This is a genomic window from Pseudomonas sp. FG47 (assembly GCF_057809115.1).
On sequence record NZ_JBMDJI010000065.1, the window covers coordinates 1 to 13,404 of the forward strand.

A 13,404-nucleotide genomic window follows, 5' to 3' on the forward strand; every position below is an offset into this window, starting at 1 on the left:
AACCGCCGACCCTCTGCTTGTAAGGCAGATGCTCTCCCGGCTGAGCTAATCACCCCCGCGATGTTGCTTGTTGCGTTTGCTTCGCTGAGGCCGCGAAATTTACGCAGGTACCGATGCTAAGTCAATACCCCCATTGAAGTTTTTTTTCAAAAAGGGGAAAAACAGCCGCAAGCTTGAAGCGGCAAGCGACAAGAAAAAGCTCTCGCCGCCCTCACTACCGTACTCGACCCAGATAAAGACAAAGGGGACGTCACGGTCCCCTCTTGCAGCTTGAAGCTTGGAACTTGCCGTTCAGGCGTAGATCATCTTGCGGGTCATGCCGCCATCGACGACGAACTCCTGGCCGGTGACGAACCCCGCCTGGCGCGACAGCAGCCACGCCACCAGTGCCGCGACATCCTCCACCGTCCCTACCCTGCCCGCCGGATGCTGGGCATGATCGGCTTCGGTCAGCGGTTCGGCACGACGCTGCGACGGATCACGAGTATCGATCCAGCCAGGACTGACAGCGTTGACGCGAATCTCCGGCCCCAGGCTCATGGCCAGGGCGTGGGTCAGGGCCACCAGGCCACCCTTGCTCGCCGCATAGGCCTCGGTGTCCGGTTCCGACTGCCGGGCGCGGGTGGACGTCAGGTTGACGATCGCCCCGCCATGGGCACGCAGGTAAGGGGCACAATGCTTGGCCAGCAACATCGGGCCATTGAGGTTGACCGCCAGCACACGGTTCCACTGTGCCAGCGACAGACTCTCGAGGGTCTGGTTGTGCGGGTTGGCGATCGCCGCGTTGCACACCAGGGCATCCAACCGGCCAAAGCGGCCCAGCACTTCGGACACCCCGGCACTGACCTGCGCCTCGTCGGCCACGTCCATGCTGATGAACGAGGCATTGTCACCCAGCGCCTTGGCCACCGTGGGCCCACGCTGGCGGTCGAGGTCGCTGAGGACCACCTGCCAGCCTTCGCAGACCAGCCAGGCGGCGATGCCCAGGCCGATGCCGCGCGCGGCGCCGGTCACCAGGGCCACCCGACCGTTATGGTCCGGCTCGCCACCCTTCCAGTCGATCACAGCGCCGCCAGGCCGCGCGCCAGGTCCGCCTGCAGGTCGGCCACGTCTTCGAGGCCGACCGCCACGCGCACCAGGCTGTCACGGATACCCGCCGCTTCACGCTCCTGCGGCGTCAGGCGGCCGTGGGAGGTGGTCGCCGGATGGGCGATGGTGGTCTTGCTGTCGCCCAGGTTGGTGGTGATCGAAATCACCCGGGTGGCGTCGATGAAACGCCAGGCGCCTTCCTTGCCGCCCTTGACCTCGAAGCTGACCACCGCGCCGAAACCGCTCATCTGGCGCTTGGCCAGTGCGTGCTGCGGGTGGCTCGGCAGGCCGGCGTAGTGGACCTTATCGATACCGTCCTGCTGCTCGAGCCACTCGGCCAGCGCCTGGGCGCTCTCGCAGTGGGCGCGCATGCGCAGCTTGAGGGTCTCCAGGCCCTTGGTGAAGACCCAGGCGTTGAACGGGCTGAGGGTCGGGCCGGCGGTACGCAGGAAACCCACCACTTCCTTCATCTGTTCGCTGCGCCCGGCCACCACGCCCCCCATGCAACGGCCCTGGCCGTCGATGAATTTGGTCGCCGAGTGGAACACGATATCGGCACCAAGCTTGAGCGGTTGCTGCAAGGCCGGGGTGCTGAAGCAGTTGTCCACCACCAGCAGCGCGCCACGGGCATGGGCGATTTCGGCCAGGGCGCTGATATCCACCAGCTCGGCCAGCGGATTGGACGGCGACTCGACAATCAACAGCTTGGTATTGGCCTTGATGGCCTTTTCCCAACCGCCCAGGTCGACCAGCGGCACGTAGTCCACCTGCACGCCGAAGCGCTTGAAGTATTTTTCGAACAGGCTGATGGTCGAGCCGAACACGCTCTGCGACACCAGCACATGGTCACCGGCGCTGCACAGCGACATGACCACGGCGAGGATCGCCGCCATGCCGGTGGAGGTCGCCACGGCCTGCTCGGCACCTTCCATGGCTGCCAGGCGCTCTTCGAAGGCGCGCACGGTGGGGTTGGTATAGCGCGAGTAGACGTTGCCCGGCGTTTCGCCGGCAAAACGCGCGGCGGCGTCGGCGGCCGTGCGGAAGACATAGCTGGAGGTCAGGAACAGCGCTTCGCTGTGCTCGGCCTCCGGTGTACGGTTCTGACCGGCGCGCACCGCCAGGGTGTCGAAGCCGACACCCTCGAGGTCACTGTCCAGTCGACCGGCATCCCATTGATCGGTCATGCCGTCGCTCCCAAATCAGTTGTTGTACAGGTCGATGATCGCGCTGACGGCCTGGTTCTTCACCTTGGCCAGGTCGTTGCGAGCCTGCTCGATACGCTCGAGGTAGGCTTCGTCGATATCGCCGGTGACGTACTCACCGTTGAACACCGCGCAATCGAAGTTTTCGATCTTGATCTTGCCGCCACCGACCGAGTCGATGAGGTCCGGCAGGTCCTGGTAGACCAGCCAGTCGGCGCCGATCAACTCGGCCACCTGTTCGGTGGTGCGGTTGTGGGCGATCAGTTCGTGTGCACTCGGCATGTCGATGCCGTAGACGTTGGGGTAGCGTACCGCAGGGGCCGCGGAGCAGAAGTAGACGTTCTTCGCGCCGGCTTCGCGAGCCATCTGGATGATCTGCTTGCAGGTGGTGCCGCGCACGATCGAGTCGTCCACCAGCATCACGTTCTTGCCACGGAACTCCAGTTCGATGGCGTTGAGCTTCTGGCGTACCGATTTCTTGCGCGCGGCCTGGCCGGGCATGATGAAGGTCCGGCCGATGTAGCGGTTCTTGACGAAGCCTTCGCGGAACTTCACGCCCAGGTGGTTGGCCAGTTCAAGGGCGGCGGTGCGGCTGGTGTCGGGGATCGGGATGACCACGTCGATGTCGTGGTCCGGGCGCTCGCGCTGGATCTTCTCGGCCAGCTTCTCGCCCATGCGCAGGCGCGCCTTGTATACCGAGACGCCGTCGATGATCGAGTCCGGGCGGGCCAGGTAGACGTGCTCGAAGATGCACGGCTGCAGTTTCGGGCTTTGCGCGCACTGCTTGGTGAACAGCTGGCCTTCTTCGGTGATGTAGACCGCCTCGCCCGGCGCCAGGTCGCGGATCAGGGTGAAGCCGAGCACGTCCAGGGCCACGCTTTCCGAGGCGATCATGTACTCGACGCCTTCGTCGGTGTGACGCTGGCCGAACACCACCGGGCGGATACCGTTGGGGTCGCGGAAGCCGACGATGCCGTAGCCGGTGATCATCGCCACCACCGCGTAGCCGCCGACGCAGCGGCTGTGCACGTGGGAAACCGCAGCGAACACGTCTTCCTCGGTCGGCTGCAGCTTGCCCCGTACCGCCAGCTCATGGGCGAACACGTTCAGCAGCACTTCGGAGTCAGAGTTGGTGTTGACATGGCGCAGGTCGGACTCGTAGATCTCCTTGGCCAACTGCTCGACGTTGGTCAGGTTGCCGTTATGCGCCAGGGTGATGCCGTATGGCGAGTTGACGTAGAACGGCTGGGCCTCGGCCGAGGTCGAGCTGCCGGCGGTCGGGTAACGCACATGGCCGATGCCGATGCTGCCCACCAGGCGCTGCATGTGGCGCTGCTGGAAGACGTCGCGCACCAGGCCGTTATCCTTGCGCAGGAACAACCGGCCGTCGTGGCTGGTCACGATACCGGCAGCGTCCTGGCCGCGGTGCTGGAGCACGGTTAGCGCGTCATACAGCGCCTGATTGACGTTCGACTTACCGACGATACCGACGATGCCACACATGCGACGCAACCCCTACTTTGATGAAACTTGAGTGAAAAGCGCTCAGGGCCGGGTAGGTCCGAGCAGCTGTTCCTTGAACGGAAGGTCAACGGGTGCGCTGACCCCACTGGACATCCACTGGCCGGTGAACCCCAGTATGAGGTTTTTCGACCAGTCGGCTACCAATAGAAATTGTGGTATCAGGCGTGATTCCTGCCACCACGGATCCTGCTGTACCGGCCCCAGGCTCAGCAGCCCGACGGCCACCACCACCAGCAGGGCCCCGCGCGCGGCGCCGAAGGCCATGCCGAGAAAGCGGTCGGTGCCGGACAGCCCGGTCACGCGAATCAGCTCGCCGATAAGGAAGTTGAGCATCGCCCCCACCAGCAAGGTGGCGACGAACAGTATGGCGCAGCCGGCAATGACCCGCGCGGAAGGGGTCTGGATATAGCTTTCCAGGTACTGTGAAAGCGACCCGCCGAACATCCAGGCCACCGCGCCGGCGACTATCCAGATGAGCAGGGACAAGGCTTCCTTGACGAAGCCGCGCTTGAGACTGATCAGTGATGAAATGGCGACGATCGCGATGATCGCCCAATCAACCCAGGTAAATGCCACGGTGCTGCCTGCCGACGTTTGAGGCGGCGCATTTTACCAGAGCAAGGGGGGTTGAGGTAAGCGGAATGTCAGGAGTTTGAAGGGCTGCAGGCTGACTCTGGGGACAGTTTTACCGACTAGAAAAACCCTCGCGGGGCAATCCACGCCTGCAAAATCCTACGCGCGCTTGTAGGAGCGGCCTTGTGTCGCGAAAGGGCTGCGCAGCAGCCCCGGCAATTTCTGCTTTGGCACTGAAATCCTGGGGCTACCCTGCAGCCTTTCGCGACACAGGCCGCGCCTACAGGGGGGACGTGCATTTCCCGCGATAGGCGTCAGCCACGCTCGGGCTGGAACCGCACCACGAAACCTTTCAGATTGTGCTGGCGATTGATCACGTCACGCAGCCGCTCAGCCTCGGCGCGCTCGATCAAGGGCCCGACGAACACCCGGTTCATGCCATCGGCCGAGCGGATGTAAGCGTTGTAGCCCTGGCTGCGCAGGGTTTTCTGCAAGGTGTCGGCACCGGCGCGGTTGGACAGGCTGGCCAACTGGATCGACCAGCTCACCGGCAAGCCGTTGACGTCGATCTTCGCTGGCACCGTCGGTTTGGCGGCTGGCGCGCTGGCCACCGGGGCCGGCGCAGTCTTGGGCGCAGGCGCTGGCGCCTGAACCTGGGGCTTGGCCGCCGATGGCGACGGGGCAATCGGCTGGCTGGGCGTGGCCACTGGCGCGCTGGATTCCTCGACCACCACCGGTTCGGGCAATGGCTGTGGCTCGGGCACCGCCACCGGCTCCACCTGCACCTGCGGCAGGCTCGGCATGGCCGGCGCTTGCGGCGCCTCGACGCGCACCTGGCGCATCTCGTCCTCGCGGGTGAACAGCATCGGCAGGAAGATCACCGCCAGCGCCACCAGCACCAGCGCACCGACCATGCGCTGTTTCATCCCTTTATCCAGCACTGCCATCTACTCCATCCTCTGGGACCTGCCGCTCGAGCCAGGCCAAGGCCTCGCCGACGCAGAAAAACGAACCGAACAGCAGGATCTGGTCATCCGCCGTCGCCTGCGCGCACTGCCCTTCGAGCGCAGCAGCAACACTGGCGTAAGACTTCACCGGCGCCCCGAGGTTCGTCAAGGCATCCGCCAGTTCCGCGGCCGGGCGGCTGCGCGGCGTGTCCAGCGGCGCCACCGCCCAGTCGGCGACCTGACCGCGCAGCGGCGCAAGCACGCCGGCCAGGTCCTTGTCGGCCAACAGGCCGAAGACCGCCAGGCGTCGCCCCCTCACCGGGCGCGCAGCCAGGCGACGGGCCAGGTACTCGGCGGCGTGAGGGTTATGGCCGACATCCAGCAACAACTCCATACGCCTGCCCTGGAGCAGCAGCTCACGCCGATCGAGACGGCCGGTGATACGGGTATCCAGCAAAGCCTGACAAACCTTGCCGGCATCCCACGCCAGCCCCATCAGCAGGAAGGCCTGCAAGGCCAAGGCGGCATTCTCCATGGGCAGGTCGAGCAACGGCATGTCACGCAGCTCAACGGGCGAACCGTCGAGCTGGCGACCACGCCAATGCCAGTGGTCAACGCTGCTATCCAGGTCGAAATCACGTCCACGCAGGAACAACGGGCAATCCAGCTCGCGCACCTTGTCCAGCAAGGGTTGCGGCGGATCCAGGTCGCCACACAGAGCCGGCTTGCCGGCGCGGAAGATCCCGGCCTTCTCGAACGCCACCGATTCACGGGTGTCGCCCAGATAATCGGTGTGATCGACGCCGATGCTGGTGACCAGCGAAATATCGGCATCCACCAGGTTGACCGCATCCAGCCGGCCCCCCAGGCCGACCTCGAGCACCACGGCATCCAGCGCCGCCTGCCTGAACAGCCAGAACGCCGCCAGGGTGCCCATTTCGAAATAAGTCAGCGAAATCTCGCCCCGCGCCGCCTCGACGGCGGCGAAGGCCTGGCACAGCTGCTCATCGCTGGCCTCGGCGCCATCGAGCAGTACCCGCTCGTTGTAGCGCAGCAGGTGCGGCGAGCTGTAGACCCCGACCTTGAGCCCCTGGGCACGCAACAACGCGGCGACGAAGGCACAGGTCGAACCCTTGCCGTTGGTGCCGGTCACCGTGACCACACGGGGCGCCAGCGTGCCCAGGCCCAGGCGCGCAAGCACCTGTCGCGAACGCTCCAGGCCCATGTCGATGGCCGAAGGGTGCAGTTGTTCGAGGTAGGCGAGCCAGTCGCCCAAGGTGCGCTGGTTCATCACGCGACCGCGGCGACCTCTTTGGCCGCTTCCGGCGTGGCCTGGCCGGTCATTTGCGCCAGCAGGCGAGCCAGGCGCGGACGCAGCTCTTCACGAGAGATGATCAGGTCGATGGCGCCGTGTTCCAGCAGGAACTCGCTGCGCTGGAAGCCTTCCGGCAGTTTTTCGCGCACGGTCTGCTCGATCACCCGTGGGCCGGCGAAGCCGATCAGCGCCTTGGGTTCGCCGACGATCACGTCGCCGAGCATCGCCAGGCTGGCGGACACACCGCCGTAGACCGGGTCGGTCAGCACCGAGATGAACGGGATGCCTTCTTCGCGCAGGCGCGCCAGCACCGCGGAGGTCTTGGCCATCTGCATCAGCGAGATCAGTGCTTCCTGCATGCGCGCGCCACCGGAGGCGGAGAAGCAGACCATCGGGCAACGGTGCTCCAGCGCGTAGTTGGCCGCACGCACGAAGCGCTCACCTACGATGGCGCCCATGGAACCGCCCATGAAGGAGAACTCGAAGGCGCTGACCACGATCGGCATGCCCATCAGGGTACCGCTCATGGAGATCAGCGCGTCTTTCTCGCCGGTCTGCTTCTGCGCGGCGGTCAGGCGATCCTTGTACTTCTTGCCGTCGCGGAACTTCAGACGGTCGACTGGTTCCAGGTCGGCACCCAGTTCGGCGCGGCCTTCGGCATCGAGGAAGATGTCGATACGCGCACGTGCGCCGATGCGCATGTGGTGGTTGCACTTGGGGCAGACGTCGAGGGTCTTTTCCAGCTCCGGACGATACAGCACGGCCTCGCAGGACGGACACTTGTGCCACAGCCCTTCCGGCACCGAGCTCTTCTTCACCTCGGAACGCATGATCGAAGGGATCAGTTTGTCTACCAACCAGTTGCTCATGCTTGCTTTCTCCAGTATTGGCCGGGGGACCCTGACGGCCCTGCCCTGCCCTTGAGCTCAAATTCTTGTGTAAAGCGACGATGGGCCGGCCATGGCCTCGCCATGCACCGCCCCACCTTCAATTTTTCCCCAGCCTGCCCCGCGCACTGGCGCGGCCTGGCAGCACGGGGCTGCGAAAGTTATGGACGATGGCGCGCGGCCAGCCGTCACATCCGCGTTCACGCCTGCTTCACCGCCTGCATGAAGGCCTCGATCTTCGCCGCGTCCTTGATGCCCTTGGCCTGTTCCACTCCGCCGCTGACATCCACCGCGTAGGGGCGCACCTGGCGAATGGCCTGGGCGACGTTGTCCGCCGACAGGCCACCGGCAAGGATGATCGGCTTGCTCAGGCGCTGCGGAATCAGTGACCAGTCGAAGGCTTCGCCGGTCCCCCCCGGCACACCTGGCACATAAGCATCCAGAAGGATGCCACGGGCGCCGGCGTAATGTCGGCAGGCGGTTTCCAGGTCATCCCCGGGACGCACCCGCAGGGCCTTGATCCAAGGACGGTGGTAGCCCTCGCAATCGGCCGGAGACTCATCGCCGTGGAACTGTAGCAGGTCCAGGGAAACCACCTCGAGGATCTCGTTAAGCTCGCAACGCGATGCGTTGACGAACAAACCAACGGTGGTCACGAACGGCGGCAGCGCGTCGATGATCGCCCGCGCCTGGCGCACGTCCACCGCCCGCGGGCTTTTCGCATAGAAGACGAAACCGAGGGCGTCGGCGCCGGCCTCGACCGCGGCCAGGGCATCCTCGATGCGGGTAATCCCGCAGATCTTGCTGCGAACGTTGCTCATGGGCGGCGAACCTTGGTTGATCGGTGAAAGCGTCGATGGTAGCAAATGCGCCTTGCCCCGTCAGTGCGCCAGCGCCTCGTAGCCGGTAAGAAAGTGTGGGCCGATGTAACGCTGCGGCAAGGCGTACTCCTCGGGGTACTCCACCTGCACCAGGTACAGGCCATAGGGGTGCGCGGTGACCCCGCCCTCACGGCGGTTGCGCCCCTCGAGCACTTCGCGGGCCCATTCCACCGGACGCTCGCCGGCACCGATGGTCATCAGCACGCCGGCGATGTTGCGCACCATGTGGTGCAGGAACGCCGTGGCCCGCACATCGAGCACGATCATCTGGCCATGGCGGGAGACGCGCAGGTGGTGGATATGCTTGATCGGCGACTTGGCCTGGCACTGGCTGGCGCGGAAGGCGCTGAAGTCGTGAGTCCCCAACAGGTACTGCGCCGCCATGGCCATGCGCTCGACATCCAGTGGCCGGTGGTTCCAGGTCACCTCCTCGGCCAGGTGCGCCGGGCGGATCGGATCGTTATAGATCACATAGCGGTAGCGCCGCGCGCAGGCCTTGAAGCGAGCATGGAAATGCGCCGGCATGGGCGTGGCCCAGACCACGCTGATGTCGTGGGGCAGGTTGTAATTGGTGCCCAGGGTCCAGGCGCGCTGGTCACGCACGGCACGGGTATCGAAATGCACGATCTGCCCGCAGCCGTGCACGCCAGCGTCGGTGCGCCCAGCGCAGATCACGCTGATCGGCTCGTCGGCGACCTTCGACAGCGCCTGCTCCAGCGCCTGCTGGACGCTGGGCACGCCACTGGCCTGGCGCTGCCAGCCGCGATAGCGCGAACCTTTGTATTCCACGCCCAGGGCGATGCGAGTGTAGCCTTCGGCCGCCGATTCGGCGGCGGCGGTGTCGATGATGTCCAAGGGCGGGCAACCTGATGATGTAACCAAAGGCACGCAGTATAACGACAAACCGCGCCAGGGCCGAAACGATCGCGGGGCAAGCCGCCCCCACAAGCTCTTCGATGAGCTGTGGGGGCGGGCTTGCCCCGCGAGCTTCAACGTCGATCTCAGACCAGTCGGGAGAGCATCTCGTTGGCTTCCTGGCGCTGGCTGTCGTCACCGTCCTTGACCACCTCGTCGAGGATATCGCGGGCGCCCTGGTGGTCGCCCATGTCGATATAGGCGCGAGCCAGGTCGAGCTTGGTGGCCACTTCATCGCTGCCGGAGAAGAAGTCGAAGTCCAGGTCGTCCAACGGCTCGGGCTCTAGCGCTGCGTCTGCGGCGGTGAAGGTCGGCTCAGCCGGCGCGGGCGCCTCGAGGTTCTGCGACAGCTTGTCCAGCTCAGCGTTGACGTCGTCCAGTTCGGAGGCGAAGTTCTTCGCCGCTGGCGAATCGTCCTCCAGCGACAGCGACAAATCGAAGTCGTCGGGCAGCTCCAACTCGGAAATCGGGTCGAACTCGGGCATCGACTCGAATGCCGCCAGTTCCGCGGCCACGTCAACCGGGGCTTCATCGGCGCTGGCCGGTGCCTGCGGCTCGTCGACATTCAGGTCGAAATCGGCCAGGTCGTCGACATTCTGCGGCGTGGCCTGGGCCTGGGCCTGGGCCTGGGCGAGCAGCGCCTCGAAATCGTCGTCGGCGTCGGTAGCCGGGGCGACCGGCGCCGGCGCCGGCTCTTGCGCCACCGGCGCCGTGGCCGGGGCGATGTCCTCCAGGCCCGACAGGTCGAGCGCATCCGCCACCGACAGGTCATCCACCGGCAGGTCGTCATCCAGGCTCAGGTCGAAGGCGCTGTCCAGGTCGGCCTCTTCGATGGCTGGCGCCAGGGCGACTTCAGGCTCGGGCGCGACAACCGGCTCAGGCTCGGCCGGCGCCACGGCTTCAGGTTCGGCTTCAACGACGGCCGGCTCCTGCTCCTGCAGCAGTTCCTGGACGTACTGCTCGTCCATCTCCGCCGCCAAGGCCGCGGCGCCAGCGGCAACGGCGGCGACCCCGAGCATGGCCGGGAAGCGCTCCTTGAGCGAGGCGACCTCGGCCTGATTCTGCTCGTTGTCCTGCAGCTTGCGCTCCTGCCCGGCGAAGGCGTCCTGGTCGCCTTGGCGGGCGTAGACTTCCATCAGTTTCAGGCGCAGGTCGCTGCGCTGCGGGTCGGAGGCCACGGCGGCCTCGAGCAGATCGGCGGCGTGGTTGAGGCGGCCGCGGGCCAGGCTTTCGTCCACCTCGGCAAGCAGCGCCGCGCGCGGATCAACCGCTGGCACAGCCACTTCGGCAGGCGCTGGCGCCGCTGGCTTCTCGGCTGCTGCTGCGGCGGCTGCCGAAGCGGCGACCACGGCCGGCGCCAAGGTCACGCTCGGCGCCGACACGTCCAGGCCTTCGAAGCTGCTCGGCGGCAGGTCCAGGTCGGGGCTACGCTCACCCTCCTCGGCCAGCGCCCGCGCCATGCGCAGGTGCTTCTCGGCCTCCTGCTGGGCCTTGCGCTTGCGCGCCAGGAGCAACAGCAACAGTAGCAGGACCAGGAACGCGGAACCGGCGATCAGCCCTAGCAGCAGCGGGTTGCCCAGCAGTTCGTCGAGCACGCTCGGCGTTTCAGCGGCCGGCACCTCGGCCGCGGCATCCTGTGGCGCGGTGTCGGCGGCGGCCGGCGCCGGACTGACCACCGGCTCGGTCGGCGTCAGCTGGGCGTTGACCGCCGGCTGCGCCGGAGCAGGTTCGCCCGGCAGCGCCGCGGGCGCCGTTGGCGCAGGCGCCGCGCCTTGGGCTTCGAGGCGCGCCAGCTGGTCGTTCTTCAGTTCGATCAGACGCTGCAGCTTGTCCAGCTGACTCTGCAGGTCGGTCATGCGGCTTTTCAGCTCGTCGTTGTCGCGACGGCTGGTGTCGAGGCTTTCCTGGGCCACGGCGAGCTTGTCGCTGAGCGCCTTGGCCTCCCCCGCTGCCGCCTTGCCGCCGGGCGCCACCAGGCGCAGGTTGTCACCCTGGGCGATGCGCGCTGGCGCGGCGCCGGCCTCGCCACGGCGGGTGGCATCCAGTTGCCGGGCTCGCGGGCCAAGGCGACGGCCCTCGCGCCAGGCGGCGTATTGCTCGGCCACCTCACGGTTGGCTTCGGCCTGGGGAATGCTCCGCACCTGCTGTTGATCAGGCAGGCGCAATACCTGCCCGGTCTTGAGCTGGTTGATGTTGTTACCGATGAAGGCATCCGGGTTCAGCGCCTGGATCGCCAGCATGGTCTGCTGGATCGAACCGCCATTGCTGTTGCGCGCGGCGATCTGCCAGAGGGTGTCACGGCGCTTGGTGGTGTAGCTGCCGGCGCTCACTGGCGGAGTGACATTGGCCTGGGCGGCCTCGCTGCCCTGGGCCTTGGCCTGGTCGAGCAGCACGCTGTAGTCGCGCAGCAGGCGGCCCTGGGGCCACATGACCTGGACCAGGAACTTGACCACCGGTTCCGGCAACGCCTTGCTGGAGGTGACCCGCAGCACGCTACGCCCGTTGGGGTTGATCACCGGGGTGAAGGTGAGGTCTTCGAGGTAAGGCGGGAAGGCTACCCCGGCCTTGGCGAACTCTTCGGGCGGCGCCAGGCTCGGGGCCATCTGCGCCGCGGTGAGGTCGCGCACGTCGAGCAGTTCGATCTCGGCATCCAGCGGCTGGTTCTGCGCCGACTTCAGGGTCAGCTCCCCCAACCCCAGAGCGTTCGCCACGCCGGACGACAGCGCCGAGGCGGCCGCGATGGCCAGAACCAGTTTGCGAATTCGAAGCATGAACTCTTCCCTTGTAAGAACCGTCCCAAAAACCCTGTTGCGGTGCAGGACAAAATAGCTCGCAGTATCTTTTACGCCATGTGTTTTATCAACAATTGCGCGGTCTGCACGGCGTTGAGCGCCGCGCCCTTGCGCACATTGTCGGTGGTCAGCCAGAGATTGAGCTGCTGGTCTTCATCGACACCATGGCGTACACGTCCAACATAGACCACGTCCTGGCCCACCGCGTCACCCACTGGCGTCGGATAATCGCCGGGCTCGACCAGCTCGATGCTGTCGGCAGCCTCCAACGCGGCGTTGACGGCTGCCAGCTCGACCGGGCGACGGCTCTGCACCGCCACACTGAAGCTATCGCCGAAAAACACCGGGACTTGAATGCAGCTTACGGAAATCTTCAGTTGCGGCAGGTCGAGCAATTGGCGCAGTTCGCCGACCAGCCGGCGCTCTACGGCCGTGTGGCCCTGTTCGTCGGGCGTACCGACCTGGGGCAGCAGGTTGAAGGCGACCTGGCGATCGAAGAAGCGCGGCTCCAGGGGGCGGGCGTTGAGCAGTTCGGCGGTCTGCCGGGCGAGTTCGCTGACCGCTTCGCGGCCCAGTTCTGAAACGGCCAGGCAGGCATTGACCTGCACACGCTCGATATCCAGCAGGCCCTTGAGCGGTGCCAGGGCCACCGCCAGGGCCACCGCGCCGGCGCTCGGGCTAGTGATCCGCGCGGGCTGCGGCAGTTCGGCGATGCGCTCGCCATTGGCTTCCGGGACCAGCGCGGTGGCACCGTCCAACGCGCCGGACAGGTCGATCACCGCGCAGCCGGCGGCGCTGGCCTTGGGCGCGAAGCTGCGGCTGACGGCGGGGCTGGCGGCGAAGAACACCAATTTCACCTGGGCGAAGTCGAAGCTGTCCACCTCGCGGACCTTCAGCTTCTTACCGGCGAACATCACGCTGCTGCCTGCCGATTCCATGCTGGCCAGCAGGTGCAATGTGGCTACCGGGAAGGCCAGTTCCTCGAGGATCTGCACGAGGGATTCACCGACAGTGCCGGTGGCGCCGACTACGGCTATGTCTAGGGCGGGGCTGGTCATGGGATCGGTTCCTTCTGCGGGGGTACGGCGGGGGAGCGGCACTTTACTTGGATTGTGGGGTGGGAGATAGGTTTGGGTTCAGGTTCAGGTTCAGGTTCAGGGCGATTGTTTTGGCTTTTGTATGCGCATTCATTCGCGATGTCGACTTACAGTCACCCTTCCGCCTTTACGGCGGCCCACTTTTGTCTTGGCAAAAGTGGGCAAAACCGTTCGGCTCCGTT

The 13,404-nt window shown here is 65.8% G+C and carries 11 protein-coding genes; all 11 read right to left on the reverse strand.

The features are described from left to right. Positions 1-291: 291 nt before the first annotated feature. Positions 292-1,065 (reverse strand): SDR family oxidoreductase, encoded by a 774-nt coding sequence (locus ACODS5_RS24125; protein WP_134693281.1) that lies wholly within the window; start codon positions 1,063-1,065, stop codon positions 292-294. Continuing rightward, positions 1,062-2,273: an O-succinylhomoserine sulfhydrylase gene (locus ACODS5_RS24130; protein ID WP_489109839.1), complete on the reverse strand. Its 1,212-nt coding sequence runs from the start codon at positions 2,271-2,273 to the stop codon at positions 1,062-1,064. Before ACODS5_RS24130 ends, ACODS5_RS24125 begins: the two co-directional genes overlap by 4 nt. A gap of 15 nt (positions 2,274-2,288) precedes the next feature. Then, complete coding sequence (gene purF / locus ACODS5_RS24135) at positions 2,289-3,794, reverse strand: amidophosphoribosyltransferase (RefSeq protein ID WP_134693283.1); 1,506 nt, start codon at positions 3,792-3,794, stop codon at positions 2,289-2,291. Between the two features lie 42 nt (positions 3,795-3,836). Next, on the reverse strand, positions 3,837-4,391 hold the full coding sequence (locus tag ACODS5_RS24140) for a CvpA family protein (protein WP_134693284.1): 555 nt from the start codon (positions 4,389-4,391) through the stop codon (positions 3,837-3,839). A gap of 311 nt (positions 4,392-4,702) precedes the next feature. Continuing rightward, positions 4,703-5,335, reverse strand: coding sequence for an SPOR domain-containing protein (locus tag ACODS5_RS24145; protein ID WP_134693285.1), 633 nt, complete (start codon positions 5,333-5,335; stop codon positions 4,703-4,705). After that, positions 5,319-6,626, reverse strand: coding sequence for a bifunctional tetrahydrofolate synthase/dihydrofolate synthase (gene folC / locus ACODS5_RS24150; protein WP_489109840.1), 1,308 nt, complete (start codon positions 6,624-6,626; stop codon positions 5,319-5,321). The genes ACODS5_RS24145 and folC overlap by 17 nt, the downstream gene beginning before the upstream one ends. Beyond that, entirely contained in the window at positions 6,626-7,519 is an 894-nt protein-coding gene (gene accD, locus ACODS5_RS24155) for an acetyl-CoA carboxylase, carboxyltransferase subunit beta (RefSeq protein WP_134693287.1), read from the reverse strand. Before accD ends, folC begins: the two co-directional genes overlap by 1 nt. A gap of 218 nt (positions 7,520-7,737) precedes the next feature. Next, positions 7,738-8,358: a phosphoribosylanthranilate isomerase gene (locus tag ACODS5_RS24160; RefSeq protein ID WP_489109841.1), complete on the reverse strand. Its 621-nt coding sequence runs from the start codon at positions 8,356-8,358 to the stop codon at positions 7,738-7,740. Between the two features lie 60 nt (positions 8,359-8,418). Beyond that, entirely contained in the window at positions 8,419-9,273 is an 855-nt protein-coding gene (gene truA, locus ACODS5_RS24165; RefSeq protein ID WP_134693289.1) for a tRNA pseudouridine(38-40) synthase TruA, read from the reverse strand. A gap of 146 nt (positions 9,274-9,419) precedes the next feature. Next, the gene (locus ACODS5_RS24170) at positions 9,420-12,104 is read right to left on the reverse strand and encodes a motility hub landmark protein FimV (protein WP_489109842.1); all 2,685 of its coding nucleotides are present in this window, start codon (positions 12,102-12,104) and stop codon (positions 9,420-9,422) included. Positions 12,105-12,175: 71 nt separating this feature from the next. Beyond that, positions 12,176-13,183 (reverse strand): aspartate-semialdehyde dehydrogenase, encoded by a 1,008-nt coding sequence (locus ACODS5_RS24175; protein ID WP_134693291.1) that lies wholly within the window; start codon positions 13,181-13,183, stop codon positions 12,176-12,178. Between the last annotated feature and the right edge of the window lie 221 nt (positions 13,184-13,404).